This is a genomic window from Paenibacillus sp. FSL R7-0297 (assembly GCF_038009025.1).
In the GTDB taxonomy this organism is placed as follows: Bacteria; Bacillota; Bacilli; order Paenibacillales; family Paenibacillaceae; genus Paenibacillus_AQ.
Genome location: NZ_JBBPAQ010000001.1, coordinates 5,432,361 through 5,458,758 on the forward strand (window position 1 = coordinate 5,432,361; position 26,398 = coordinate 5,458,758).

The 26,398-nt window shown below is 51.4% G+C and carries 23 protein-coding genes; 5 read left to right on the forward strand and 18 right to left on the reverse strand.

All coding sequences use genetic code 11. The features are described from left to right. Positions 1-62: 62 nt before the first annotated feature. The 5 genes from MKZ24_RS23845 to MKZ24_RS23865 all read right to left on the reverse strand — a co-directional run bounded on the left by MKZ24_RS23845 (position 63) and on the right by MKZ24_RS23865 (position 5,176). Positions 63-365, reverse strand: a complete 303-nt coding sequence (locus tag MKZ24_RS23845; protein WP_039297956.1) for a YlaN family protein — start codon at positions 363-365, stop codon at positions 63-65. Positions 366-543: 178 nt separating this feature from the next. Further along, positions 544-789: an HPr family phosphocarrier protein gene (locus MKZ24_RS23850; RefSeq protein ID WP_042136544.1), complete on the reverse strand. Its 246-nt coding sequence runs from the start codon at positions 787-789 to the stop codon at positions 544-546. Positions 790-927: 138 nt separating this feature from the next. Further along, positions 928-2,043, reverse strand: coding sequence for an aminopeptidase (locus MKZ24_RS23855; RefSeq protein WP_042235709.1), 1,116 nt, complete (start codon positions 2,041-2,043; stop codon positions 928-930). Between the two features lie 95 nt (positions 2,044-2,138). Further along, a complete protein-coding gene (locus MKZ24_RS23860) occupies positions 2,139-3,005 on the reverse strand; it encodes a hypothetical protein (protein ID WP_042235706.1) in 867 nt (288 codons plus the stop codon). Between the two features lie 170 nt (positions 3,006-3,175). Next, positions 3,176-5,176, reverse strand: a complete 2,001-nt coding sequence (locus tag MKZ24_RS23865) for a sensor domain-containing diguanylate cyclase (protein ID WP_340787433.1) — start codon at positions 5,174-5,176, stop codon at positions 3,176-3,178. 391 nt (positions 5,177-5,567) lie between these two features. On the opposite strand from MKZ24_RS23865, the gene rpsD reads away from it, so the two are divergent. Continuing rightward, entirely contained in the window at positions 5,568-6,167 is a 600-nt protein-coding gene (gene rpsD / locus MKZ24_RS23870) for a 30S ribosomal protein S4 (protein ID WP_039297946.1), read from the forward strand. Between the two features lie 244 nt (positions 6,168-6,411). Beyond that, positions 6,412-9,330 (forward strand): transglycosylase domain-containing protein, encoded by a 2,919-nt coding sequence (locus MKZ24_RS23875; protein WP_340787437.1) that lies wholly within the window; start codon positions 6,412-6,414, stop codon positions 9,328-9,330. Positions 9,331-9,425: 95 nt separating this feature from the next. On the opposite strand, the gene acsA is transcribed toward MKZ24_RS23875, so the two are convergent. Next, entirely contained in the window at positions 9,426-11,150 is a 1,725-nt protein-coding gene (gene acsA, locus MKZ24_RS23880) for an acetate--CoA ligase (RefSeq protein ID WP_340787439.1), read from the reverse strand. Positions 11,151-11,310: 160 nt separating this feature from the next. On the opposite strand from acsA, the gene MKZ24_RS23885 reads away from it, so the two are divergent. Beyond that, the gene (locus tag MKZ24_RS23885; RefSeq protein ID WP_340787442.1) at positions 11,311-11,943 is read left to right on the forward strand and encodes a GNAT family N-acetyltransferase; all 633 of its coding nucleotides are present in this window, start codon (positions 11,311-11,313) and stop codon (positions 11,941-11,943) included. Positions 11,944-11,969: 26 nt separating this feature from the next. On the opposite strand, the gene MKZ24_RS23890 is transcribed toward MKZ24_RS23885, so the two are convergent. The 3 genes from MKZ24_RS23890 to MKZ24_RS23900 all read right to left on the reverse strand — a co-directional run bounded on the left by MKZ24_RS23890 (position 11,970) and on the right by MKZ24_RS23900 (position 14,600). Further along, positions 11,970-12,665, reverse strand: coding sequence for a 5'-methylthioadenosine/adenosylhomocysteine nucleosidase (locus MKZ24_RS23890; RefSeq protein WP_340787446.1), 696 nt, complete (start codon positions 12,663-12,665; stop codon positions 11,970-11,972). A gap of 94 nt (positions 12,666-12,759) precedes the next feature. Next, complete coding sequence (gene ccpA, locus MKZ24_RS23895) at positions 12,760-13,770, reverse strand: catabolite control protein A (RefSeq protein WP_036695017.1); 1,011 nt, start codon at positions 13,768-13,770, stop codon at positions 12,760-12,762. A 374-nt stretch (positions 13,771-14,144) separates the two neighbouring features. Further along, complete coding sequence (locus MKZ24_RS23900; protein WP_340787449.1) at positions 14,145-14,600, reverse strand: hypothetical protein; 456 nt, start codon at positions 14,598-14,600, stop codon at positions 14,145-14,147. A gap of 283 nt (positions 14,601-14,883) precedes the next feature. Between MKZ24_RS23900 and MKZ24_RS23905 the strand changes: the two genes are divergently transcribed. After that, complete coding sequence (locus MKZ24_RS23905; RefSeq protein WP_042136527.1) at positions 14,884-15,408, forward strand: type 1 glutamine amidotransferase domain-containing protein; 525 nt, start codon at positions 14,884-14,886, stop codon at positions 15,406-15,408. 92 nt (positions 15,409-15,500) lie between these two features. Here the strand turns inward: MKZ24_RS23905 and MKZ24_RS23910 are convergent, their stop codons facing one another. From MKZ24_RS23910 to aroA, 8 genes are all read right to left on the reverse strand, one after another. Beyond that, positions 15,501-16,916, reverse strand: a complete 1,416-nt coding sequence (locus MKZ24_RS23910; RefSeq protein ID WP_340787457.1) for a hypothetical protein — start codon at positions 16,914-16,916, stop codon at positions 15,501-15,503. Then, a complete protein-coding gene (locus tag MKZ24_RS23915; RefSeq protein ID WP_340787460.1) occupies positions 16,903-17,442 on the reverse strand; it encodes a sigma-70 family RNA polymerase sigma factor in 540 nt (179 codons plus the stop codon). The genes MKZ24_RS23910 and MKZ24_RS23915 overlap by 14 nt, the downstream gene beginning before the upstream one ends. Before the next feature lie 221 nt (positions 17,443-17,663). Next, positions 17,664-19,430 (reverse strand): phosphoenolpyruvate--protein phosphotransferase, encoded by a 1,767-nt coding sequence (gene ptsP, locus MKZ24_RS23920; RefSeq protein ID WP_340787463.1) that lies wholly within the window; start codon positions 19,428-19,430, stop codon positions 17,664-17,666. Continuing rightward, positions 19,427-21,313, reverse strand: coding sequence for a glucose PTS transporter subunit IIA (locus MKZ24_RS23925; RefSeq protein ID WP_042235684.1), 1,887 nt, complete (start codon positions 21,311-21,313; stop codon positions 19,427-19,429). Before MKZ24_RS23925 ends, ptsP begins: the two co-directional genes overlap by 4 nt. 586 nt (positions 21,314-21,899) lie before the next feature. Then, complete coding sequence (locus tag MKZ24_RS23930) at positions 21,900-22,370, reverse strand: hypothetical protein (protein WP_340787467.1); 471 nt, start codon at positions 22,368-22,370, stop codon at positions 21,900-21,902. Between the two features lie 533 nt (positions 22,371-22,903). Beyond that, positions 22,904-23,338 (reverse strand): CoA-binding protein, encoded by a 435-nt coding sequence (locus MKZ24_RS23935; RefSeq protein ID WP_042235678.1) that lies wholly within the window; start codon positions 23,336-23,338, stop codon positions 22,904-22,906. A 168-nt stretch (positions 23,339-23,506) separates the two neighbouring features. Then, positions 23,507-24,067 (reverse strand): GNAT family N-acetyltransferase, encoded by a 561-nt coding sequence (locus tag MKZ24_RS23940; protein ID WP_231637854.1) that lies wholly within the window; start codon positions 24,065-24,067, stop codon positions 23,507-23,509. Continuing rightward, entirely contained in the window at positions 24,055-25,347 is a 1,293-nt protein-coding gene (gene aroA / locus MKZ24_RS23945) for a 3-phosphoshikimate 1-carboxyvinyltransferase (RefSeq protein ID WP_042235675.1), read from the reverse strand. The genes MKZ24_RS23940 and aroA overlap by 13 nt, the downstream gene beginning before the upstream one ends. Before the next feature lie 117 nt (positions 25,348-25,464). On the opposite strand from aroA, the gene MKZ24_RS23950 reads away from it, so the two are divergent. Then, the gene (locus tag MKZ24_RS23950) at positions 25,465-25,773 is read left to right on the forward strand and encodes a rhodanese-like domain-containing protein (RefSeq protein ID WP_042235672.1); all 309 of its coding nucleotides are present in this window, start codon (positions 25,465-25,467) and stop codon (positions 25,771-25,773) included. Positions 25,774-25,804: 31 nt separating this feature from the next. Here MKZ24_RS23950 and MKZ24_RS23955 read toward each other — a convergent pair whose 3' ends face one another. Then, positions 25,805-26,311: a shikimate kinase gene (locus MKZ24_RS23955; protein ID WP_042235669.1), complete on the reverse strand. Its 507-nt coding sequence runs from the start codon at positions 26,309-26,311 to the stop codon at positions 25,805-25,807. Between the last annotated feature and the right edge of the window lie 87 nt (positions 26,312-26,398).

Here is a 26,398-nt window from a genome sequence, read left to right on the forward strand (position 1 = left end):
CAAAAAAAACGCACATGAGCGGCCTCCCGGGTCCCCGTGTGCGTTTTTATGAATGACCGGAATTACATCTCCCGCTCCTCAGCCTTCTTATTGAGTGCTTCGTACAGTACAGCCAAGTTGCGTTCCAGCTTGCTTAGAACCTGCTTGCCTGTGAATTCAGGCACCAGCCCGGCTCTGACCGCAAAATCAACCTCTCTGGAGAAACCATACATCTGGGTATCCAGCACTTCCTCATAGAGAGGGCAGTAACGAGTCGCCAAATTCTCCATCTGCACTTCGATAAGCTTCTCAATTTTATTGGCATCTTCTTGTAGAAGATTGATTGCTTTAATATTAAGCTGTTCCTGCAAATCCGATGAAGTCATGCATTATCCCCCCTATGTCCAAAAGTTACAGCTTCTACTGCTTATTATACTTAATATTAGTCGAAATCAGGACCTAATACAAGAATTCAGTTTACGTTTCGTGAAGAACGGACAAATATTACGGGTCACATAGCAAAAACGCCCTGCCGCAAGGCCGGACGTCTTCGGAAATAATGGATTACTCCGCTACAACTGTAAAGTTCAAATTGTGCTTAGCAAATACTTCGCTCATTGCTTTCTTGGCTTCCTCGGCATCTGTGCCATGTACATGAAGCTCGTAGCTTTGGCTGGATACCAGAGTAGTGAACAGACCAAGGATACTCTTAACATCAATGTACTTGTTGTCCGCTTGTAGAACGATAGATGAATTAAACTGGCTGGCTGTTTGTGCAATATCCACGATTGCCGCATTGTTACTGGACATGAGAATCCCTCCACAACTTGATTATAAACTTAAGTTCATTTGTAACCAATTCCATGATACATTGAATCCGCTTACTCACGCAAGGTGTTTCTCGAAAACAAGCTTGCAAGCTTGCATTTCAGAGCTTTGTTTTACATTTTATTTCAGATTCTCGGGATTCAGACCTTCAAGCTCCGGCAACACAAAAATTCCGTCCTTCCGGATGAGCACATCGTCAAAGTAAATCTCTCCGCCGCCGTACTCCGGACGCTGAATGAGCACGAGATCCCAGTGGATGGACGAACGGTTGCCGTTGTCAGTTACATCATAAGCCTGGCCCGGTGTAAAGTGCAGGCTGCCTGCGATCTTCTCATCGAATAGAATGTCCTTCATCGGATGCAGAATATACGGGTTGAAGCCAATGGCGAATTCGCCGATATGGCGCGCGCCGTCATCGGAATCGAGTATCTCGTTCAACCGCACCGTGTCATTGCTGGAGGCTTCGATGATTTTGCCTTTCTCAAACGTAAACTTCACATTCTCAAAAGTCACGCCGTTATAGAGCGTCGCCGCATTGTAGCTGATTGTCCCGTTCACAGAGTCACGCACCGGTGCGCTGTAGACTTCACCGTCGGGAATGTTCTTCTGGCCGGAGCATTTCTCTGCGCCGATGCCTTTGATGGAGAAGGTCAGCTCCGTTCCGGGACCGGCAATCCGCACCTTGTCCGTTCTGCGCATAAGCTCAGCCAGCGAATCCTGGGCTTTGTCCATTTTGGCATAATCCAGATTGCAGACCGCAAAGTAAAAGTCTTCAAAAGCTTCGGTTGTTGTATTGGCAAGCTGCGCCATACTGGCATTAGGGTAACGCAATACTACCCATTTGGTATGCTTGACGCGTTGTTCGCTATGTACCGGGTGGGAATAGAGTGAATTGTAGAGCTTCATGTTCTCTTCAGGCACATCAGCCAGATCATTGACATTCTCACCGGCACGGATGCCGATATAGCAGTCCATCTGCTTCATCCGGTTCAGATCGATCTCTGCCCAGGTCTGAATGCCTTCAGGTGTAGCATATTTAAGCATGCTGCGCAGAACGGTACGATCCGTCAGCTGTACAAATGCACGGCCTCCGGCTTTGCCCACTTCTTCCACTACTGCTTTGATTAAATCTCTTTCACTGCCGATCATTTCGACGAGCACATTCTCGCCGGGTTGTACGTTTACGGAATACCCTACCAGGTTCGCCGCAAGCTTCTGAATTCGTGGATCATTCATGTTTCTCTCTCTTCCTTCCTCATGCTAAAAATAAATATACCGTTATATTGTAGCATGCCCGCTAAAGAGCGCAAGCTCTTACGGTATGTGAGCTTTCATTGATAGCCATAGAAATCAACCTGTGTAATGTAGGTTTCCTCAGTAACCACTCCCGCACTGCCGGGGGAGGTTGTCGTCCGGTTGCAGGTCAGCCGCGCGGGCAGATTGCGCTTCGCGTCTACCTTGAGATAATAAACCGTTCTGATACTGGCTTGCTTCAGTCTCTGCTGCAGTTCAGCCTGCTTCTGCTCCCATAATGCTGCGCGTGCCTCCAACTCCTTAGCGGGCTCCCCAGCAGCCGTTCCAGTGGCAACCTGGCTAGCGGGCCTTATCGCTTGCATCTCCCGTTCCAGCTCCGCCGACAGCTGGCTGCGCGCTTCCTCCGGCGTCAGTTCAATGCGCAGCACGCGGGTTCCCCTGGCACTCCCCGCCTCCTCGGTTACCGTCTTCTCCCGCCCCTCCAGCTCTTCCAGCTGCCTGAGCGGGTTCAGCGCCTCCAGCGGATTACTCTCCTGCGAAGTCGGCGCTGCCTGCTGCGGCTTCCATTCACCGTCTTCCTTCACCAGTCTGGTATAGTAAGCCGGAACATCCCTTGAGCCCTGCTCAAGAGGATGCGGGGCTGATTCGGAGGCGGTACCCGGCTGGCTCCCGTCCGGCAGCAGGGAATATAAGCTGACCTTGTTATGCTCCGCCACCTTTCCTCCATAATAGAGTGAGGATTCCGGAACCGCCTTGCCGCCGACCAGCAGCGCTGCTGCCCCTTCGAAGGAAACGCCGTCACTGCCGTCCATCCCGGCCAGTACGAGACTCAGATCCTCCGCAGCCGGTCTGTCATTCATGACACCGCAGCCGCTTACAGGAATCAAACAGATCAGCAGGACAAGGGAGAGGATTCCTGGACGGGACAGCAATATTTTCATCATGGCATTCAAGACCTCCGGTCAGATTAACATTCATTCTTCCTAGGGTCTCCCTGATTGCAGGGCTTATACGCAAATCAACCCCACAAACAACCCCACAAAGTGGAGCTTAGGCTTCGATGATGACTCAAGTATCTTGCGGGAGCCTCAATAAATAAAAGAACCCTTGAGGCTTAGGCCCAAGGATTCTTAGCGGTATTCTCAACGATTTTGTTATCAATCACTACCTGGTTCCGCCCGTTGTTCTTGGCTTCATACAGCGCCATGTCCGCCCGGTAGAACAGTGATTCTACACTCACTCGCTCATCTGTCCAGCTCCACTCTGCAATACCGCAGGACACGGTTACACGCGGCTCCGTCTCCCCCATCACCCGCTTGCGGATGCGCTCGGCCACAAATATTGCCTGTTGCACCCCAAGCTGGGGCAGGTACACGGCCAGCTCTTCTCCACCCCACCTGGCGGCGATATCCCCCTGGCGGATCGAGGACTTCACAATTTCACTTACCTGCTTCAGTATCTTGTCACCCTTCTGGTGGCCGTAAGTGTCATTGACCGCCTTGAACTGATCGATGTCAACAACAATCAGCGTTCCGCAGAAATCCGTAGACTGCCGCTGTTGGATCTCCTCATCCAGATAATGCCGGGCGAAGAGCCCGGTCAGGCTGTCGCGGTTCGCCAGGCGCCGCACTTCAGCATGCAGCCGCGCATTGCCAACCGCAAGCCCGATATGCCCAGCCATAGCCTGCAGCAGCCTGTAGCTGTCATAGGAGAAGAAGTGGGCGTCCTTATGGGCGAGCATAATAGCCCCCCGAACTTCTCCCCCTACACTTAGCGGAGTGGCGATCAGCGACTGTGAGCCTGTAGCATCCAAAAGCTTAGACGTCAATCCGGCGGCGTACTTATAGTCGGATAGAAGCAGCGGCTCGCCTGAAGTATAGACCTTTCCGCCCAGTCCATGCCCGGCCTCCACCAATTCCCCCAATAGCGGGATATGATTGCAGGCAATGACTTCGAGTCCGCCTCTTTCTTCATTCATATGGAGGATGCAGCAATAATCGGCTTCGAACATCCCCAGAAGCTCCTCAAAGGCAAATTGAAAAATATCCCCAAGACGCAGGCTCTGATTGAGACGCTGCGTAAGTTCATTACTCATGCGCAGCTCCCGGATAAGCTGGTTGGAGCGTTCATACAGCTTGGCATTCTCGAATGCCGTGCCGGCCGTATCCGCAACCATGGTCAGAAAGCGCAGATCCACTTCACGGAAGGAGGACTTGTCCAGGACCATATGAAAGACACCATAGACCCCCTGCTTACCTCCGAGCGGAAGACCTACCTCGACCGTACAGCTGTCCTCACGTCCGGTATGAAGCGCAACCCGGCCATCCTTGAAGGCTCTGGCACATACGTCATTAATGGCCCAGCGTAGCGGCAACGGTTTAACCTGGGGATGCGCACTGCGGTGGTCCTGCGACATGTACAGGTCCAGCCGAGCCCCGGGATACATCGCCGCAATACTGTCAATCACCTCGGTAAGCACGGCATCCACATCAATGTTGTCATGCATCCGCTGGACAATCTGAAAGAGCAGTGAACGGCGGCTGCTCTCCCGCTCAGCATGCAGGTGCACACCTGCAAGATCTGAAACAAATACATGCTCAAATTTATGATAAAAGCAGGTCTGGTAGTGCATCGACATCGCTTCTGCCGTATGTCTTCCCCCTTCTGCATACTGCTCTGACGGCATCTCACAGCCGAGGATCGCGAATATTTCCCCGTGCCCGCGTGTGAAAATCGGCATAGCTAATAATGTTCGCGCCTGTCCAGCCTCTTGAACCTCTATGGCATGCATCCCGCCAGAGCGCAGACAGGCTTCCGCCGCCTCTTCCCATTCAGACTTCCAACGCCCCTGCCGGAATTCGAATATGGGATCAATCCATTCTGCTTCATAGTTCAGTACACACCAGTTCCAAGACTTGGCGAAGGACGGTACGGCCTGTCCAAGCCATTCATTGAAACTCTCGGCAATCAAATTGGCTGCATAAGGAAAATCATGGGACACTATGTCCGTCTCCCGCAGCCAAGCAGTGGGATCTTCATAATCTCCGCCTGATTGCTTGATGTCCTGTAACAGCATACGACTACCCTTGCGGTCGTATGCTTCCTGCTCCGACATAAAGAGGATCCCCTTTGCTATTTGATATCAAATTTTCCCGAAAACATCTAATTAGCTATATTTTACTCCCTTTTCTTAGGTATTGCATTATATTTTCCTCAAAACCGGGATTTTTTTTAGGACCAAAGAACTAACGACAAAGATAGACAAAAACTCTTTTAAGTTGCGCTTGACTTTGACTGTCATTTTCATATAATATTTATTGTTGAACAAGACTGTAACAAGTCTTAATTGGGCGTAACGTTGTGTCACCCTCTACGCATTTCGTTACTGCCAGGGCAGCGGCTGAACTTCCCTCGGCAGTGTGAAACCATCTAACGCTTTCACGGATACGATTTGCGGCGCAAATAGGCCCTACAATACATTTTCAAATTAAAAGGAGTCTACTATAATGGCACGTTACACCGGACCTAAATTCAAACTCAGCCGCCGTCTGGGCATTTCCCTAAGCGGTACAGGCAAAGACCTGAAACGCCCTTTCCCACCAGGACAGCACGGCGCTAACCAACGCAGAAAAGTAAGTAACTACGGAATGCAGCTTTTGGAAAAACAAAAACTGCGTCACATGTACGGCTTGGGCGAAAAGCAGTTTAAAACTCTTTTCACCAAAGCACAAAAGCTCCAGGGTATCGCGGGCGAAAACTTCATGTTCCTGCTCGAAAGCCGCTTGGACAACCTGGTTTACCGTCTTGGATTTGCTAACTCCCGTGCAGGCGCACGTCAGCTGGTATCCCATGGACACGTAACCGTTAACGGCAAAAAAGTCGACATCGCTTCTTACCGCGTAAGCGTGGGCGACGTTATCGGACTTCGCGAAAGAAGCCGCGCTATGGGTTCTATCAAAGAAGCTCTTGACAACCGTTCCCACCTTCCAGGTTACTTGGAATATGCTGATGGTTCATTCGAAGGCAAATACATTCGTTTGCCAGAACGTGCCGAGCTGTCCCAAGATATCGATGAGAAACAAATCGTCGAATTCTACAACCGTTAAGATTCCGCTGCAAGCAGAATCTGATCAAAGCTCCCGGATACTTTATCCGGGAGCTTTTTTTGTTCTATCCCCCTCTCGGCATAGCGATACTCCTATAGTTTGCTCCCGGAAACAACACTTAGGACTATTCCGCCCTCAGCATCTTTGGCAAAAGCAGCGTCAGAGTAAATCCCCTGCGGCAGAAGCGCATTCAAAATCGCCAAATTGTGCTATAATAGTTCCGTTAAAAGGAGGATAATCGTCGATGGTTGAGGAGAATAAGAAGAAGACCGCAAAACAGCGTCCACCGCGCAGATCCTGGCTCCGCAGGTTCGGTTCAGTCGTGAAGTGGATGTTTATACTCGGTATACTCGGCATTCTGTTTGCCGGTGGCGCTGTGGCAGGCTACGTGACTTCGATAGTGAAAGATGACCCTGTCCGCACCGAAGAATTAATTCAACAGGAAGTCAGCCAGAACGCTATTACCGGCTTTGCCTATTTCAGTGACGGGCAGCCGATCGGCCAGCTCCGGACGGAAGAAGACCGCAGACTTATTGAATTCAACGATATTCCACAGCTTGTGATTGATGCCGTTCTCGCTATAGAGGACAATAATTTCTACAATCATAAAGGGGTGGATTTCAATGGCACCCTGCGTGCAGTCAAGCAGAGGCTGCTGAACGAATCCGTTCAGACCGGGGGCAGTACGCTGACCCAGCAGTTGGCTCGCCGCGTGTTCCTGAATCTGGACCGGACAGAAGACCGCAAGGTGAAGGAGATCCTGCTGTCGCTTCGGCTGGAACGTTTTCTGTCCAAGCAGGAAATTTTAACGGCATACTTAAATAAGGTTCCTTTCGGGAACGGATCGAATGGCTATAATGTATTCGGCATCAAGGCTGCCGCCAAAGGCATCTTCGGTCTCGATGATCTGGAAAAGCTGAATGTAGCACAAGCGGCTTATCTGGCCGGCCTGCCCCAGCTCCCATCCAAATACTCCGCCTTTAGCGGCGTAGGCGAATTCAATGAGACTGCCTTTGGCCGGGCCATGGAGCGCCAGCGCCTGGTGCTGCGGCGGATGCTGGAGGAGAACAAGATTACTACATCCCAGTATGATGAAGCCCTGCTCTTTGATGTCAAGGGCTCGCTTGCTCCGCATACGAAGAAGGCTTATGCTACCTTCCCTTATCTGATGATGGAAACAGAGCGCAAAGCGGCTGAAATTATGCTGACGCTGAACGAAGACAACGCAAGTGCTGGTTCGGATTCTGCTGCTGCCACCCCCACCGACAACACGCAGCTTCTCGAGGAAGCCCGCCAGCAGCTGATGACCGGGGGCTACCGTGTATACACTACCATTGATAAGAAAGTGTACAGCGCGATGCACAGCATCTCGGAAGACAGCGATAACTTCACGAAGGACAGCAAGGCCAGAGGTAAGGAACAGACGGCCGGCATCATGATTAACAACAAGACCGGCGCGATTCTCGGGATGATTGAAGGACGTGACTTCAACATCGAGCAAATGAATTATGCTACCCAGATGATCCGCCAGCCCGGTTCCACCATGAAGCCGATTGCCGCGTATCTGCCTGCACTGGATGCCGGATTAATCCAGCCTGCCGGCATCCTGGACGATGCACCGATTATTATGAAGGACGGCGGCAAAGGCTTCCACATTCCGAAGAATGCCAACAACCGCTATCAGGGTCTGGTTACCGCCCGTTATGCCTTGAACAAATCCCTGAACCTTCCGGCCCTCAAGCTGTTCAATGACAAGGTGGGGATCGAGAAAGCCTGGGCCTTCTCCAAGAAGCTCGGGATTACTACGATTCAGGACGATGATTATAACGCACAGACCGGAGTAATCGGCGGACTGCGTTACGGGGTTTCCGTTGAAGAATTAACGAATGCCTATTCCTCAATCGGCAATCAAGGCGCATTCAATGATGCTTATATGATTGAGAAGATTGTAGACGCACAAGGCAAGATTATCTATCAGCACAAAGTGAATCCTGAGCAGGTCTTCTCCGAGCAGACCGCTTATCTGATGACGGATATGTTGCGCACAGTAATAACCGACGGTACGGCAAGTACAGTCAAAACTAAATATGAGCACTTCAAAAAAGTTCCGATTGTCGGCAAAACCGGTTCTACGCAGAACTACGGGGATGTCTGGTTCATGGGTTATACCCCGGATGTTACCCTGGGCATGTGGGTTGGATACAAAGAACAGATTAACACCCTGCAGGGAGATACGCAGAAACGGCAAGCGCAGACTTTGTGGACCAAGGTTATGAATACCGTGATCGACAAACGTCCGGAGCTGTTCGTGACGAAGGAATTTCCGAAGCCTGAGGGTATTGTCAAAGCGACGGTCTCCGCTTACAGCGGCAAGAAACCGTCGGAGCTGACAGATAAATTCACCACGGACCTGTTCAACACCAAGTTCGTACCCACAGAAAGTGATGACGGAATCTCCAAAGCCAAATATATCACCTACAACGGGGTGAATTACCTTCCGTTGGAAGGAACACCCGAGGATTTCCTGAAAGAGAAGATTGTCGTCAAACGGGAGAAGCCGATTCAGAACTTGGTCAAAGAACTGCTTGCGGCCTTCCCGGCCATGAAAGAACATGAATCTCTGTCGTATTACATGCCGGAAGATGCCAAGACTGACTTCCCGACTGAGGTGGACCCCCGGGTGGATGACGGCAGCGCGCCTAGTGCTCCGGGTGAAGTGATGGTCTCCTACAGTACCGGCAAAGCTGTAGTTACCTTCACTTCAAGCGGATCATCCGATGTTGTAGGCTACCGGTTATACCGTTCACTGAACGGCGGCTCCTTCCAAAAGCAGGCTGTACTCTCAGCAGGTGAGAGTACCGTCTTCAAGCCCGGAACGCCTGCCAGCGCCAATGCCACCTTCTATGTGGCTGCTGTAGACGTTGCAGGGCATGAGGCAGCCTCCGGCAGTGTAGCCGGGACTCAGCCTACACCAGAGCCGACGCTGCCTCCAGAGGAAGTACCGGGCTCTGGCGGCACGGAGCCAACGCCTGATCCGGGAATCATTCCGGAAAGCAGCGAGGATCCGGGTATAATCATTGTCCAGCCGCCAGGCGGCAATGAAGCAACACCGTCTGGCAGCAGCAACGAATCTGGCGGCAATACCGGTGCAACCACGCCATAAGCTACAGTCTGTGGATGGCGCTCTGAATGAAATGCAAAAGACCGTTCCCTGTATCCGAGGGAACGGTCTTTTCTATAGGCTGGCTGATAGAGTCTTCAATCCTCAATCGTAGATAAATCGCCTGCCGGAAGATGCAGCTCCCAGGCCTTCAGGACACGGCGCATAATTTTGCCGGAGCGGGTCTTCGGAAGCTTCTCCTTGAATTCAATCTCGCGCGGCGCAGCATGGGCAGACAGGCCCGCTTTGACAAAAGCAGCAATCTCGTCCTTCAGCTCTGCAGTCGGGGCGTAGCCATCCCGCAGTGAGATGAACGCTTTGATAATCTCTCCGCGCATCACATCCGGCTTGCCGATCACTCCAGCCTCAGCCACCGCCGGGTGTTCAACCAGTTTGCTCTCCACCTCGAACGGACCGATCCGCTCTCCGGAAGAATTGATTACATCATCAATCCTGCCCTGGAACCAGAAGTAACCGTCTTCGTCCATATAAGCCGAATCCCCGGAAATATACCATCCGGCAATCCGGAAGTATTCATCATATTTGGCCTGATTGTTCCATACCTTACCCATCATCGACGGCCAGGGTGTCCGGATCGCCAAATTGCCCATGGAATACGGCGGCAGAATGTTGCCGTGATCATCCAGGATCGCAGCTTCAATTCCGGGCAGCGGCCGCCCCATGGAGCCAGGCTTGATATCCATCCCCGGATAATTGCAGATCAGCTGCGCTCCTGTCTCCGTCATCCACCAGGTGTCATGGATCCGCTGATGGTAGAATTTATCACCCCAGCGCACGACTTCCGGGTTCAGCGGTTCCCCAACAGACAGGACATGGCGCAGACTGCTCAGATCAATATCCTGAAGGCTTGCTTCCCCTGCTCCCATCAGCATACGGAATGCCGTAGGCGCACTGTACCATACCGTTACCCCATAACGTTCAATGGTCTTATACCAGTCCTGCGGGCTGAAGCGGCCTCCCCGGATCACATTGGCTACTCCATTTAGCCAAGGAGCGAAGATCCCGTAAGAGGTTCCGGTCACCCAGCCGGGATCTGCCGTACACCAGTACACATCATCCGGACGCAAATCCAGTACAACCTTGCCTGTATAATAATGCTGTATCATTGCCCGCTGCACATGATAGATGCCCTTAGGCTTACCGGTGGACCCGGAGGTATAATGCATGATCAAACCATCCTCAAGACCCAGCCATTCCGGTTCCAGCTCTGCCGAAGCTGCAGCCATTTCCGCTTCATAACTCAGCAGCCCCGGATCTTCAGATGAGGAACCTCCGACCAGAATAATGTGGCGCAGCCCCGGAAGCTGGTCGCGCTTCACCCGCTGCAGCAGCTCCGGCGTAGTCACCAGCGCCACCGCTCCGCTATCCTCCAGGCGGTCCTTCACGGCTGTTTCCATGAACGCCTCGAATAGCGGGCCTGCTACGGCTCCCACCTTCAGAATGCCCAGCAGGCTGAAGTACAGCTCCGGTGTGCGCGGCATGAAGATGAATACCCGGTCCCCTTTACCAATCCCATATTTATGGAGCACATTCCCGAATTTGTTCGACCGTTCACGCAAGTCGGCAAAGGTATACCTCTCCACGCGCACAGTATCACTATAGATCAAAGCAGTAGCTGCTCCCCGCCCCTCCTGCACATGACGGTCTACGGCTTCATGAGCCATATTCACCTTACCTGTTCCATGCCAGGAGAAGCTGCTCTCGACATCCTCCCACCGGAATTCGTCAACGGCCCGGGAATAATCCTTCATATTCGCGTGCTGCACACGGCCCGGCAAAATTTCGCTGTGGACTTGCCCCATTACTCTTGCCTCCCCTACTGGTTTGATTTAAGCTTTAAGGGTAAGAATCTCTTAACTGCAATGTTGTCAACGCGCCAAATGTGAATTTTTCGTGTCGGAACCAGTATATCACAGGAAGCGGTTACATTCCATAATATAGTGAACCGGAGGGAGCCCAATCATGGAGCACTGCAAAATCCTCGTGTCCCATACCTTAGAGCGTAAAGACAGGCTTATATCCGTTGAAGGACCTTTACCTCCGGATACTCTCAAGCTCCTGGCTATGCACCGGGATCTGGATGCCTTCCGGAAGCCGCAGGAACAGCTGGAAGCGTTGATCGAGATATCAGGACTGGCGGAAGGCCGCGTCGTCGCTGCAGTGGTCTCAGGCGTTATAGTAGGGTATGTCACCTTTCATTATCCGGATGAGCTGGAGCTGTGGTCCCAGGGAGGGATGGAAGATCTCGTAGAGCTGGGGGCCATCGAAGTCGCGGATGAATACCGCGGATGCGGGCTTGCGAAGCTGCTGGTCTCCAGTGCTTTTGAAGAAGGGCAATTGGAGAACTGCATCGTATTCACTACAGAATATTATTGGCATTGGGATCTGAAGGGCAGCGGCCTCACGGTCTGGGAATACCGGCAGATGATGGAGAAGCTGATGAAGACCGTAGATATGGTGTGGTATGCCACGGATGACCCGGAAATCTGCTCCCATCCGGCCAATTGCCTGATGGTCCGCATGGGCCAGGCTGTTCCACTGTCCTCCCGCGAGACCTTCGACCGGGTCCGCTTCAGACAGCGGTTCATGTATTGATAGGAGCCAGTTGCATTGCGCCGAGCTTACATTGCCTTCAGCATATACTCCAGTATGGCGTGTGAACGTTCCGCAGCAGTCACCGTGAACTCACGGTAATTGACATGGGCCGAACCATCCGCTTTGTCAGACATGGAACGGATGATCACAAACGGCGTCCCGTTCATATTGCAGACCTGGGCGACAGCTGCCCCCTCCATCTCGGCGCAAGCTCCGTCCAGCTGTTCACGCAGCACGGCAACGGTATCCTTACTTGCAATAAACTGATCTCCGGACAATACAATACCTGTCACAGACTTCTGATTCAGCTCCCGGCACGCCTGCTCCGCCAGCTTCACCAGCCGCGGATCTGCCGGAAATGAAGAGGTCTCCTGGTAGGGAATCACCCCTCTGGCATAACCAAGCGCTGTCACATCCATATCGTGCTGGATGCACTGCGATGAAATGACAATGTCCCCGATATTCAAATCGGTATGCACTGCGCCTGCCACACCTGTGAACAGGACCCGCGAAACGCCGAAGCTGTCCAGCAGAATCTGCGTTGTAACTGCAGCATTCACCTTACCGACCCCCGATTTGCAGAGCACCGCTGGTTTGCCGAATACACTTCCCGAATGGAAGGTTATCCCTGCCTTTACGGTTGTCTCTCTATTCTTCATTTCCTCAAGCAGCAGTATAATCTCTTCATCCATTGCGCCAAGCAGACCCAGAACTTCACTCATCCAAAACCCTCCCTTTTATTACTACCCTGAAACATAAAAAGCTCCCGAAGGAGCTTTCTACGTACCTTATATTCACTTGTTAAACGGACAAATCTTATTTGTTCACATGGTTGACGGACAGGCGAAGTATGGTTTCATGCGGCAGAATAACCCGCGGGTTCTCCACCGTTTCCTTCTTCATCAGTTTCGTCAGCAGTCTCATCGCGACCGCTCCCAGATCGTACATTGGCTGTGCCACAGTAGTGAGCAAAGGACGAACCATAGATGCCATCCGGATATTGTCGACACTGATGATCGAGAAATCGTCTGGAACCTTCAAACCTTCATCTTGAATACTGTGAATTGCTCCAATGGCCATCTCATCGGTTGCTGCAAAAATAGCAGTCGGTTTCTTCTTGAGACCGAGGAAGTACTTCATGGCTTCGACACCGGATTCGTAACGATAGTTACCGATGCGGACCAGATCCTCCTGGTACTCAATGCCTGCCGCTTCCAGTGCTTTCTTGTAGCCGTGGAACCGGGCATAGCCGTTCGCGGGATCCTGCAGTGTTCCGCTGATCATTGCAATCTCACGGTGGCCGTGACGGATGAGCGTGTTCACTGCATCAAACGCAGCCGTCTCATGATCGATATCGACGGAAGGGTATGTACCCTTCTCATCACGCGTGGCGCAGAGCACAATTGGAACTGCTGAGGTCTGGAAAGCCTGAATATGCTCCTCCGTAACGGTTCCGCCCATGAAGAGCAGCCCGTCCACTTGCTTCTCAAGCAGCGTGTTAATAACACGAATTTCCTTCTCCTTGCGCTTGTCCGCATTACACAAAATGATATTGTAGTGATACATATTGGCAATATCTTCAATCCCGCGGGCAATTTCCGCAAAAATCGAGTTGGAGATATCAGGGATAACAACCCCAACGGTTGTCGTTTTCTTGCTGGCGAGACCTCTCGCCACGGCATTTGGACGATAGCCCAAACGCTCAATCGCTTCAAAAACCTTCTTCCGGGTCTGCGGTTTCACGTTCGGGTTATTATTCACAACCCGTGATACCGTAGCCATAGATACGCCTGCTTCTCGAGCTACATCGTAAATGGTTACCGTCAAATTACTCTCTCCATTGCGATAAATTTTATCGTTCGACTAATTAAAATTATGATACGACACTTTGTACAATTGTGCAATGATAACGCTTCATTTTCCTTTCAAAATTTCTTTCAAAGGTTGAAACGCCAGTCCTGGCGCGGCTTTAGAGCCTTCCGCCAATTCCTGATACTCCAATAACTCCCAGCCGTAAACCGCTTTAAATTTCAGAAACGCAAGGGCGGATAAAAGCGGATCCTGCGCTCCATCCCCAAGACAGCAGCAGCAATTCTGTAATCTCTTTCTATCGTATCAAAAAGTGCGTGAAAAATCCAACATTCGTTGAAAAATTTTCATTGATTTTGCAGAAAAATTTTTCAAAACGCCAAAAGCGCCATTTATTTAGCACTTTCTGCCGATTGAGCCGTTAATTGGGACAGTCTAAGTTCAGTTTCACCCATCCATGACCTGTCGCACATATCTACAGCTACGCGGTAAACGTCCAGCAGCAGATCTATCCGCCCCTGAATCGCACTCCGGATTGACTCCTCCAGTTCAGGCAAGCCGCCGGCAAATAAACCGGAAGCAAACGTTTCCTTCAGCACACTGGCCCACTCATTGCGCTCTGCAAACGAGAGCTGCTTCCGGCCAGGCGAAGTTGCAGCAAGCTCCCCGATGAGCTTCCCCAGATCCCGTTTGATCACGGGCAAAGGTTCATAGCGGGCACACTGCCTGCAGGTATATACCGGTACATGAGTAATTTTGATCTTTGCACTATAAATCAGCGTATGCATATGTATGGTCATGATCCCGCCGCAGCCGCATGACTTCTTCATTAAGTTATCTTTATACATCTCCCACACCTCAGAATGATCTTTTAATAAACCAAGCAAAAACAGCTACACCGTCCTGGAACAATTATTGCATGAAGTCTATCCATTATCTTATAAAAAACGCGTAAGTTTACCTGTTCAGATGCTATATTCGACCTTACTCCTGCGAATCCCTGCCGTTTTGCATATAATGATTTAATTGGCAATACGCTTAGGTTTTACCAAATGAAAAGTGACTTCAACTTTTTCTTTTGATAGAATGGCTTAGAACCGAGATGTTATTAACCGGAAGGAGCTGCATGTAATGAGACTGGCTGGCAAAAAGGTTATAGCGCTTGTAGATGATGAGTTCGAAGATTTGGAGCTCTGGTACCCTGTGTACCGCGTGCGGGAAGAAGGCGCCGAGGTTCATTTGGCCGGACTGGAAAAAAACAAGACCTATGTGGGCAAATACGGTGTACCCGCCACCGCTGAATATTCATGGGATGAACTTAACGCAGCCGATTATGACGGCATCCTGGTACCCGGAGGCTGGGCTCCCGACAAAATCCGCCGCTACAGCGCAGTACTGAAGCTGGTGCAGGATTTCAATGATGCCAAGAAGCCTATCGGGCAGATCTGCCATGCCGGCTGGGTATTGATCTCTGCCAAAATACTGGAGGGTGTGACGGTCACCTCCACTCCAGGCATCCGTGATGATATGGAGAATGCCGGAGCCATCTGGAAGGACGAGCCTGTGGTGACCGACGGACATATCATTTCCGCCCGCCGTCCCCCGGATCTGCCGCCTTACGGCAAGGCTTTCTGCGATGCGCTGGCGGGGGAATAACCTGCTCCATACTGAAGATGAGTGATGTTAATACATGAAGAGCCCTGTTCTCCGCTGTAGCGGCGAGCAGGGCTCTTTTGAATTGCATTGTATTATTTGCGAAGAGTAAGCTCTGCAGAACCTTTAATCAGATTCGGGTAACTGATGATCTTGAAAGTCAAAGGCTGCGGCAGCTCAGCCGTTCCCAGCTTGTATCCAAACTGAATCGGAGGAACCTTCTCATCAGCATGAGCAGGATCAATAGCAGGCACTGCGGAATTATACGTAGCCGTATGCAATTTGCCTACTCCGTCCTTAAATGTCCGATCCAGAATTACATTTGCGATATAGCCAGCGCTTTTATTGCTAGGTCTTTGGTATTCCATAATCAAGCTATGAGGATTAGACGCAGCGGTGATTCGCAGGCGGCCGTCAGGTCCTTTAATAATTTGCTTCTTATCGGTATCTACTATCAGCTCCTGGGCAGATTTCTCAAGACCGATGATACCGTTAATTTGCAGCTTCATGGTGCCGGGTGACAATTCACTGCCAGGGAATACGAGATACTGTTTGCCCTCAACATTAATCGATGCCTTGGAGTACAATGCAGTAAAATCATTACCACCTCCAAGCAGAATATGCGGGCTATTCAGACTGAATATTTCCATGGAATTCTGCGGACTGTATGCAGTTTCCACATAGATGCCCGTTGCAGCCACGTATACATTCCGGATCCCGATGTCCTGACCCGCCACGTTTACCGTTTTATTAAGTGTAAGAGTTTCTCCCGATTTGGCAATGGCACTCTGATCAAGTGTAATAGGCACAGAGATTTCTGTTGTAGGCTCATAACTCTGTAGGCCCTCAGCTTTCTCCCCAGACGGAGCCGGAACGATCACAGAAGCTTTCATCATTATCTGCACGGGCAGCTTCGTATAATTGCGGTTCCATTGTATGATTTGATAACCATGCTTCACCCCTGATAGGTCGTTCTGGTTACCGCTAACCCATTGTCCCTGTCCTAATACCATATCCCCGTCATTGGTCACCGAAAACGAGTAATCCAGTGCTTCCTTGTTTTTGTTCTCCAGCGAATAGAGCACGAGAATCCCCATACGATCTACTGCGATAGAATCCACTGTTAGGATATAACCGTCCTTTTCAGCTGTTGCTCCGCTTAGCTGCTTAAGTGATCCCGCCTCAAATGCTGAAATAACTGTAGAATCACTTCCGGCAAAATTGCTGTAATCCCAAAACCATTCCAAATTCTGCGCTGTTACCTGCGGAGCCTGAGATGCAGTCTGGGGCTTTAAGGCTTCACTTGCCCAGGTCAATGAGAACAGCAGCAGAATCGCCAGCACAGCCACCGAACCTAGTACATAACGCGCCCTTAAGGACAGAGTGACTTTTCGCGACCGGGCCATCCCCATACGAACGGCTGCATTCAGCTTCAGCTCAGCAATTTCATCCGCTTCAACTGACAGACTGTGATAATACTCCTTCAGCAGTGTTTCTTCACTCGTGGCCATCCTGCAGTCCTCCTCTAAGTCTCATTTTGTCGCGCAGCTGTTTCAATCCCTTGTTCAGCCAAGTCTTGACCGTTCCTTCAGGCTTCCCCAGCACCTCAGCAATTTCACTCAGCGTCATATCCCGGTAATACTTCAGTACGAGCACCTGGCGGTATTTCGGCTTGACCCCATTCAGCGCCTGCTCCATATCCAGCTTGCGGTCACTGGTCATCTCCTGTAGTCCGCCGCTAACCGGAACCGGACCAGGAGACGCCAGACGTTTCCTGCGCTTCAATTCATCCTTGCAGCAATTGATCAGAATTCTTGTCAGCCAGGGTGCAAACCGGTCCGTATCCTTCAGACTCCCACGCTTGACCCAGGCTCTGTATGTAGTTTCCTGCACTACTTCAAGCGCCTCCGCCTCACTCCGTAAGTAGCTATAGGCTATGCTGTAGAGTATTTTCTTCTGCTCTAGCACCCGGCTGATGAACAGCTGTTCCTGCTCATTTAAGACGCGCATCCGCTCGCCTTCCCAAACATTCTCCATCCTGCATCCTCCCTCTGCTTTTTTTGATTTCTGTATATACTGACTGTGCTGCGCAGCAAACGGTTTTACTTTTTTGGGACAAATAAGAAAAATAGGTAAGACATCTTCTGTTTAAGGAGCTAGTGACAGCTGTTATTCACAGCAAAAAGCCCGGCGTGTATGGGTTGACCACCACGCCGGACTTTATATTAGATAAGCTCATTATGTGTGCCCGTTAATGGTTATGACGTTTTTTCTTTGGAATCCCCGCCTGCACCCAGTGTAATTCCGCTGCGCCCGGCAAAGGCACTCAGCTGTGCCTCCGTCTCCGAGCTGGTCCGGTTACGGAAGCAGAGCTTGGCAACTTCTCTGGCTTCGGAAGCCAGCGTGTTCAGGGTACGGTGCTTCACCTTAAGCAGCGCCTGCGGCGACATGCTCAGCACACTAATTCCGAGCTCCAGCCAGAGCGGTAATGACCGTTCATCTGCGGCCATCTCACCGCACACACTGACATCGATACCCACGCTGCGGGCCGCATCTACTGTCATTTTGATCATGCGCAGCACTGCCGGATGGTAGGGATGATACATATGGGCAATCTGCTCATTCATCCGGTCCACAGCGAGTACGTACTGCACCAGATCATTGGTGCCGATACTGAAGAAATCCACTTCCTCCGCCAGCAGATCGGCAATCATGACGGCGGCTGGAACCTCAATCATAATGCCTACAGGCAGCTTGCGGTCATATGGAATCCCACGGCTGTCCAGCTCGCTTTTCACTTCCTCCAGCACCGCTTTGGCAGCCTGAACCTCTTCAACGGAGGAGATCATTGGGAACATCATCCGGACATTACCGTAATGGCTGGCCCGCAGAATGGCTGTCATCTGCGTCTTGAACATGTCCTTGCGGTCCAGACTGATGCGGATGGCGCGGTAGCCGAGGAACGGATTCTGCTCCTCCGGCAGCTGGAAGTAATCCAGATGCTTGTCTCCTCCGATATCAAGGGTGCGGATGACGACAGACTCCTTGCCGACTTTTTCAGCTACAAGCTTATAGACTTCAAACTGTTCATCTTCCGTCGGGAACGTATTACGGTCCATATACAGAAACTCCGTACGGAACAGCCCCACACCTTCGGCTCCATATTTCAGCGCCATATTAAGCTCTTTCACAGAGCTGATATTGCCGGCCAGACGCAGGTATACGCCGTCCTTGGTGAAAGCTTCAACGGTAGCGAGCAGCTCCAGCTGTTCCCGCTTCTTGAGCTGCTTGGCACGTCTGGAGGTGAAATCCCGCATGGTGGACTCATCCGGATGGAGCATCACAGCTCCGGTCTCCCCGTCGAGCACCAGCATGTCCCCGGTCTGAATCGGGGTAAGGATTTTGTTCTCCAGGCCGGCGACCAGCGGAATGCCGAGCGCCCGGGCCATGATGGAGGAATGCGAAGTCTTGCCTCCCATCATCGTGACGATCCCCAGCACATAGGCCGGGTTCAAATGCGCCAGCTGGGACGGAGAGAGCTCCTTCGCCACAAGAATATAAGGCTGTGTATCAGACGGAAGGGTAACTTCCGGCGCACCCAGCAGATGCTTCAGCAGACGGTTGCCGACATCCTTGATATCCACCGCTCGCTCCTTCATATACTCATCGTCCAGCAGATCGAACATCGCTACAAAATGGTCAATGGCTTCCTTAACCGCCACCTCAGCCGCTTTATACTGGCGTTCGATAATACCGCGGATTTCGCTCATGAACACAGGGTCGTCCAGGATCGCCAGATGGGCATCAAAAATACTCGACTCCTCCGGTCCGACGACCTCACGGAATTCTCTTTTGATAAATTCGATCTCATCCTTAGAGGTGCGGATCCCTTCGTATAAACGTTCAAACTCCTTAGCCAGATCCACCGGATTCACCTGAGTGTCCGGCAGACTCCATTCCCAGTTCGGCAAGACAAAGGCCTTCCCGATGGCAACACCTGCTGCGGCGCCTATGCCTTGTATCATGCTTCGATCCCTCCAACATTACTTTCGTGTAGAACCACAGACATGACTGACGACTGCCCCTTTTTAACATTTTTAAATGGAGCATAGCTCCAGGATTTTACGCGGTCCGGGTTGGTAATGACCATAGGTGTAGCGAGTGAAGCGGCATGCTCCTTCAAGAAAGCCAGATCAAACCTGACCAGCAGCTGCCCCGGCTCCACGCTGTCCCCCTCCTGTACAAGCGCCTCGAATGGCCCTTTAAGCTGCGAAGTATCAATCCCTATATGCATAAGCACCTCCAGCCCTTCGGGTGTAGAAATGCCCACTGCGTGCATTGTAGGATATACATGCATCACCTTGCCGAATACGGGCGAGACCAGCTCTCCTTTTTCCGGGAAAAAGGCTACTCCGTCCCCAACCAGCTTGGCGGCGAAAATATGATCCGGCACCTCTTCGATCGGCATCATCCGGCCCTGGATGGGCGAGCTGAACAGCACCTGCGGCAAATCGCGCAGCATCAGCTTATCGATCTCTTCCCGGATCAGCTCCGAGTATGTACCGAAGACGACCTGCACATTGCCGCCGCCCAGCTTGATAATGCCTGCGGAGCCAAGCCCCTTAAGTGCTCCTGTATCTATAAAACGGTCGTTATGCACTGTGAGTCTTAGCCGGGTGATGCAGGCCTGTACCTGTACGATATTCTCCTTGCCGCCCAGCGCCTCCAGAATCAGCGGAGCCTGATACGGTATATTCCCCGCCCAGTCTCCCAGCTCGGACCCTTCTTCGCGGCCCGGTGTAGGAATCTGGAAGCGGCGGATCGCCCAGCGGAACAGATTATAATAAACAATCGCGTAACCAATCCCGATCGGAATCAGCAGCCAAGCCCGCTGGGACAGATGCAGATTGAGGAAGAAATCGATCGCACCGGCCGAATAGGAGAACCCGTGATGAATACCGAGTGAGTAGGTCAGTACCATGGCAAGGCCGGACATGACTACATGCAGCGCGAATAAATACGGGGAAGCGAACAGAAACGCGAATTCAATCTGCTCCGATACCCCGGTCAGAAAGCAGACCAAAGCGGCACGCAAAAAAGTCTTCTTGATCTTTGGCTTGAGGTCCTCGCGCGCTTCCTGAATAATAGCAAAGGCAATCGCCGGCAAGGCAAACATCATGATCGGGAATAGCCCGGCCATGAAGATCCCCGCTGTAGGGTCCCCGGCAAAAAAACGCGGCAAATCCCCTTGCACGACCGCACTTCCGTCAGGCGTCGTGAAGGAGCCCAGCTGAAACCAGAATACATTATTGAGAATATGATGCAGGCCAAAGGCCGTCAGCACTCTATACAATACCCCGTAGACAAAAACTCCATATCCGCCGGTAACCTGCACTACCCTGAAGAGATCATTCAGCAGCTGCTGGAGCAGCGGGGATACGCCAAGCATCACCCAGGCGAACAGCGCGGAGAACAAACCCATAAAAAGCAGTACAAAACGCGACCCTCCAAAAAACTGGATCGCCTCCGGCAGCTTAATATTCTTAAACCGGTTATGCGCTACGCCGGCTACAATCCCAAGGATAATACCAATTAATGTTGCAGGCTGTACAGCCCCGTCTCCCATGTTGGAAACAATCCGGTCATAAGTGAACATCCCTGCGAGCGCCGCCAGTCCGGCCGGTCCGGCCTGATTGGACAATCCCCACGCTACACCGACAGCAAACAAATAAGGCATGAAATAGAATATTCCTTGCCCCGCGTATGTCGTCACTTCGGATACCGAAGAAAGTCCCCATGCAGACCACGGTAAGCTGCCCAGACTCAGCAAGATGGCCGCCGCCGGAAGCACCATGGTAGGAAGCATAATGGCTCTGCCTAACTGCTGCAAAGATCCGAGCCAATTCAAGGTGACCCTCTCCTTTCTTTCTATATTGAATGGTAAGCGCTGCAGCAGTTTTTGTCAAAAGAATACGTGTGAGAATTTAGGCAATCGTATCGTCTGAATTCAGGAACAAGTAATGGAGACGGGGACATAATTCCGAAGAACATCTGCAAAAAAGAGGTGAGAACTGCAATGGAAACATATGCAAAGTTTACAAGGATGTATTGGGAATGTGTTGAATCGTAATTGAATAGTAGGCCTAACCATTATCTTGGTCGCTCTTAAGCCGCAATTGTACTTTATACAATAGATTGACTCTATATCCGCTCAAATTAACGATCTATTGCACTTCGTACAATAGAATTCTCAAAAATCGATTATAATCCATCAAAATTCATTATTCTGCTGTACAAAGTGCAACAGAGTCTTAAAAAAGTGTTTTTTTAATGAATTCTAGTGTACAAAATACAATCAATCCAACGCAGTAGCAGTTGTAGAAGTAGTGGAGGCCGTAACAGATAACCAATATATTTGCCCTATCCCCAGCTTCACTTCCATTTCTCATCTCCCCCACCTAACGAGCTTGCCGCTTAAGCTTAACTGCTTCTCTTTACCAACTCTGATCAGGATGCATCGGCTTCAATTCATAAGATCTTGTTCCTCTTCCGCCAGGAACGGGCTGGAGCAACCCCTTATTGCTCAAAGAGTTTAACATCTTCCGGGCAGTTCGAAAGTTAATCTGGATAAAGTCGGTAACCTCCTTCGGCCGCAGCGGCCTGCCAATCTGCCACGCCAAGCGCAGCACTTCTTTTTCTGCTGATAACAGCTTCTCTCCTCCGGCAGTACTCCGGGCTAAATAAGGAGCCAACGCCAGCTGCGGCAGCATCCGGCATACCTCCGGACGCTGCTGGATATCGTCGAATGAGAAATGCAGCCTTTTCCAACCCATTCCTGTTAAGAAGGTATCCCTGTTAAATGCATAGCTGAATTTTTCACGGTCCATCTCTTTAACATGACTCTGAAAACCATCGCATTCGATTCCGAAACGGCTGCCGCTTGCAGGCAGAAAAGCAAAATCCAAAAATTGCGACTTGCGGTTCCAGTCATATACTCCGTATTCCGGATGCAGCTGCTCCAGCTACTCAAACAGCGGCCACCATACATTCTGTAAAAACAGTTTCTCCGCATAGTTGTGTCCACGCAGCATCCTCCCCCGCCGTTCACCAGCTCGTTCATTAGTATGCGTCTCCATAAACGTGCAATGTGCCTGTTCAAAGTCCATATGAATGACCTCCTGTAAAATAAAAAAACGCCCTTCCCCCATGAAATGGAGTTAAGGACGTTCTTCGTCTGTTTCAAGTACAGCAATCGCAATCAATAAAATCTATAATCTGCATGAGTAACTGATCTTCACAGATGAGCTGATCATGTATGCTAAACCCATATGCCTATTCTTTCTATACTCCCCCTGCCGTGCACGACAAGAAGACAGTTTCTGTTACAAACAAGCGGATTTAAGGCTCAGTACCGTTCCAGAATTCCGGATGATGGAAACCAGAAGCCGGGCTCCATCCGGCTCCACATGAGCTCTTTCATCCGGTTACATTCGATCATCTAGGTCCGGCTCCGGCCCTTCATCGTAATCGCTTCTTCCACCTTGATGCAGCGGTCCATGATGGCGATCATATCGTGTGCAGCGGCGATGTCAGCAGCCTCCTGGCTAATGATGCCCTGCTGCAGCCAGAGCACGCGCGCTCCGATATCTGCGGCTTCCTGCGCTACAGCTGCGCAGTATTCACTGCGGCGGAATACATTCACAATATCCACCGGCTCAGGAATTTCCGCCAGCGTGTGATAGCATTTCTCGCCCAGGACCTCTCCGTCTACCGACGGATTGACCGGAATAATCCGGTACCCCCGGCTCTGCATAGCGCCTGCGACCATATAAGAGGTGCGGTCCGTTTTGTCAGATAGGCCGACTACGGCAATATTACCTGCTCCAGCCAGAATATCTCCGATTTCTTCCCTGCTTGGATTCTCAAAGCTCATGTGTATTTCCCCTTCCTGTGGTTAGATGTTCGTTATAAATACATCATACAGCGGAGCTTACCAAGTTCCAAATTCACACGGCTCACGCGACTGCAGAACTTGTTCATTACCAGTCTGGCAAAGAAGCCGGCGCCGGGGAGACACGTTCGCATTGGTGCGGTAGAAATTTCAGCTCACCGTACACAGCCAGACCATATGGACAGAATCAGGACCCCAATAATCCTTAACTATCACATAGGGTTCTCCGAATTTCCGCAGCCACCTGGTTTGTGCGCGTCTGTAGCCGCTGTCCAGGCAGAACTGAGTGATACCCTGCTCCCGAAGAAATACCATAAGCATCGCAATTAAAGCGGACCCAACCCCTTGCCCCTGATATTCAGGCAAAACGTACAGACTACCCAGCTCGCCTACAGCATCCAGCTGATTCCCGGTACAGACCCTGATGTCCTCTCCGCAGGGTGCATAAGAAATGGTGCCTGCGACACCCCCATCTATTCGGGCAACCCAGAACCAGGTATCTGAATTCGGCGGATTCAAGGAAGCAGTAGCCATTCGTATCTTGGATTCGACCTCCTGCTGAATGTCACCCTGCAGGTGACCCAATCCTTCTCTTTCAAAGGCATCCGTGATTGCAATCTTATAAAGCTCCGATACCGGCGAAATATCGTCCTCAGTGAGCGGAACAATACTTAATGGACCTGCCGTTGTCATGGTTGTTATTCTACCCATTCCACATTCGCGCCCAGCGAACGCAGGTGATCGAAGTATTGCGGGTACGACTTCGCGACATGATGGGCATCCTTGATCCGCAGCGGCTGACGGGCTCTGAGGCCCACTACTGTTAGCGCCATAATTACGCGGTGATCATAATGCGCGTTAATGGTTACGCCGCCTTCGACACCTTCAGGCGTGCCATGGACAATGATCTCGTCACGGCGCTCTTCCACCTTCGCACCGGCACGGGTCAGCTCGGCCAGGTAATCGGTTATACGGTCACATTCCTTGTAGCGTAAGTTCTCCACGTTATAGAAGCGTGATGTCCCTTCGGCAAACACTGCCGCTGCCACCATGGCCAGCACAGCATCCGTAGCGGCATCACCATCGAATTCCACCGCCTTAAGAATACCGTTGCCCTGCACATGCACGGTACCATTCTCATGCGTGAGCGGTACCTCCATCATCCGCAGCACATCGACAATCGCCCGTTCCCCCTGCTTGCTACGCTCGGCCAGACGGTGAATCGTCACATCCGATTTGGTCACCGCTGCGGCAGCAAGTACAGCTGCTGATCCCGGATAATCTCCCTGAACCGTATAGGACTTGGCCGCATAGGCCTGACGGCCAGGCACCTTGAAGGACATATAATCCTCAGCAGCATGTACGGTAATACCGGCCTGCTCCATGACCTCAAGCGTCTGTCCGATGACCACCTTGGATTTCAGATCATCCAGGACGATAATCTCGCTGTCATCTTCAAGAAGCGGAGTAAGAAATAACAGCGCACTGAGATACTGTGAGCTAACGGCACCGGATACGGTAATCCGTCCACCCTGCGGTTTGCCGCCTCGAATAGTGATCGGCAGCCTTCCGTTATGATGCTCCACCTCTACACCAAGCTGGCTCAGCGCCTGAATCAGGTCATCATGCGGGCGTTTGCCGAGCGAATCCGGATACGTATTCACGAAAGTGACCTCCGGGCTCAGCGCGGCAACCGCCATCAGGAAACGCAGCACGGCGCCGGCATTCCCGACATTCAGCTCCTTGACATCACGCGGGTGCCGCCCGAACCCCTGAACTACAATCTTCTCCTCATCTTCGGTCAGTACAGCACCGAGATCGGCGATACATCTGCGGATGGCATCGCTGTCCTCGCTGTGCGCGGGATGATAAATCGTGCTGACTCCTTCCGACAGGGCAGCTACCAGCAGGTAGCGTGTTGTGTAATTTTTGGATGACAGAGCTCCGAATTCCCCTTGCAGTGTCGGCGTTGGCCTAACAATAACGTCCATAATTTAAGCGCTCCTTAAAGTAATATAGTTTCTGTATGTACGGCCCCGTTTGACAGGGTAATCCGCAGTTGTGTTATCATTGATACATTCTATTAGGACAGAAAAGAGGGTACAACCATGAATGAAATCCCACAGATTACACCGCAGGAACTGCGTGAGCGGCTCGCTTCAGGCGAAGAGCTTGTTCTGATCGATGTCCGCGAAGACGATGAGGTTGCCTTCGGCATGATTCCCGGTGCGCAGCATATCCCAATGGGCCAGATCCCGCAGCAGACTGATGAGCTTCCGGCTGATACCGAGATCATCTTCATTTGCCGTTCCGGCAACCGCAGCCAGCGTGTCTGCGAATATTTGCAGCAATTCGGCATTAAGGGCTCGAATCTGAGCGGCGGCATGATTGAATGGAATGAAACCGAACAAGCCTAGTCATATCACGAACGCAAACACACTTAAAAGCTCAAGCGCGGTAATGCATTAAAATATATTGTGAGACTTCGGCCACATTCAGCTCCGTTGTATCGACCGTGCAGTGCGCGAAACGGTAAGCTTCCCTGCGCTGCTCCATAATAGCGTGGACCCGTTCTGCAGCATTGCCGGCGAGGAGCGGCCGGTTCTCATCCCCGCTGACACGGGCGATAATCGCTTCCTCAGTGGCTGTAAGTGCCACAACAAGTCCCTGCTCGAGCATAACTTCCGCATTACCGGGTGCAAGCACTGCGCCTCCGCCTGTAGAGATAATTCTGCGTTCACCCTGCAGCATCCGCTTCAGTACGGCTGATTCAATCTTCCGGAAAGCCTCTTCGCCGCCCGCGGCAAAAATATCAGCAATACTCCGGCCTTCACTCTCCGTAATCACTGCATCCAGATCAACCAGTTCATATCCAAGCTCCTCAGCCAGCATAGCGCCTACCGTGGTCTTCCCCGTAGCCATCATTCCGACGAGTATGATATTTCTATGGTACATAACTACCTCCAACCGCGACATTTGTCATATCATAACACAGGGTGAAAAGTTTGCACAATGCAGCAGAGGTGTAAAAAAGCCCGAAAG

Excerpts from the sequence above, each read along its gene's own strand:
- MKZ24_RS23900 (WP_340787449.1), bottom strand. The coding sequence starts at position 14,600 with ATGTATAAAGATAACTTAATGAAGAAGTCATGCGGCTGCGGCGGGATC.
- MKZ24_RS23875 (WP_340787437.1), top strand. The coding sequence starts at position 6,412 with ATGGTTGAGGAGAATAAGAAGAAGACCGCAAAACAGCGTCCACCGCGC.
- MKZ24_RS23850 (WP_042136544.1), bottom strand. The coding sequence starts at position 789 with ATGTCCAGTAACAATGCGGCAATCGTGGATATTGCACAAACAGCCAGC.
- MKZ24_RS23940 (WP_231637854.1), bottom strand. The coding sequence starts at position 24,067 with ATGGGTAGAATAACAACCATGACAACGGCAGGTCCATTAAGTATTGTT.
- aroA (WP_042235675.1), bottom strand. The coding sequence starts at position 25,347 with ATGGACGTTATTGTTAGGCCAACGCCGACACTGCAAGGGGAATTCGGA.
- MKZ24_RS23935 (WP_042235678.1), bottom strand. The coding sequence starts at position 23,338 with ATGAGCTTTGAGAATCCAAGCAGGGAAGAAATCGGAGATATTCTGGCT.
- MKZ24_RS23885 (WP_340787442.1), top strand. The coding sequence starts at position 11,311 with ATGGAGCACTGCAAAATCCTCGTGTCCCATACCTTAGAGCGTAAAGAC.
- MKZ24_RS23915 (WP_340787460.1), bottom strand. The coding sequence starts at position 17,442 with ATGGAGAATGTTTGGGAAGGCGAGCGGATGCGCGTCTTAAATGAGCAG.
- MKZ24_RS23910 (WP_340787457.1), bottom strand. The coding sequence starts at position 16,916 with ATGGCCACGAGTGAAGAAACACTGCTGAAGGAGTATTATCACAGTCTG.
- MKZ24_RS23845 (WP_039297956.1), bottom strand. The coding sequence starts at position 365 with ATGACTTCATCGGATTTGCAGGAACAGCTTAATATTAAAGCAATCAAT.
- MKZ24_RS23855 (WP_042235709.1), bottom strand. The coding sequence starts at position 2,043 with ATGAATGATCCACGAATTCAGAAGCTTGCGGCGAACCTGGTAGGGTAT.
- MKZ24_RS23890 (WP_340787446.1), bottom strand. The coding sequence starts at position 12,665 with ATGAGTGAAGTTCTGGGTCTGCTTGGCGCAATGGATGAAGAGATTATA.
- MKZ24_RS23905 (WP_042136527.1), top strand. The coding sequence starts at position 14,884 with ATGAGACTGGCTGGCAAAAAGGTTATAGCGCTTGTAGATGATGAGTTC.
- MKZ24_RS23950 (WP_042235672.1), top strand. The coding sequence starts at position 25,465 with ATGAATGAAATCCCACAGATTACACCGCAGGAACTGCGTGAGCGGCTC.
- acsA (WP_340787439.1), bottom strand. The coding sequence starts at position 11,150 with ATGGGGCAAGTCCACAGCGAAATTTTGCCGGGCCGTGTGCAGCACGCG.
- MKZ24_RS23860 (WP_042235706.1), bottom strand. The coding sequence starts at position 3,005 with ATGATGAAAATATTGCTGTCCCGTCCAGGAATCCTCTCCCTTGTCCTG.
- ptsP (WP_340787463.1), bottom strand. The coding sequence starts at position 19,430 with ATGATACAAGGCATAGGCGCCGCAGCAGGTGTTGCCATCGGGAAGGCC.
- MKZ24_RS23955 (WP_042235669.1), bottom strand. The coding sequence starts at position 26,311 with ATGTACCATAGAAATATCATACTCGTCGGAATGATGGCTACGGGGAAG.
- MKZ24_RS23865 (WP_340787433.1), bottom strand. The coding sequence starts at position 5,176 with ATGTCGGAGCAGGAAGCATACGACCGCAAGGGTAGTCGTATGCTGTTA.
- rpsD (WP_039297946.1), top strand. The coding sequence starts at position 5,568 with ATGGCACGTTACACCGGACCTAAATTCAAACTCAGCCGCCGTCTGGGC.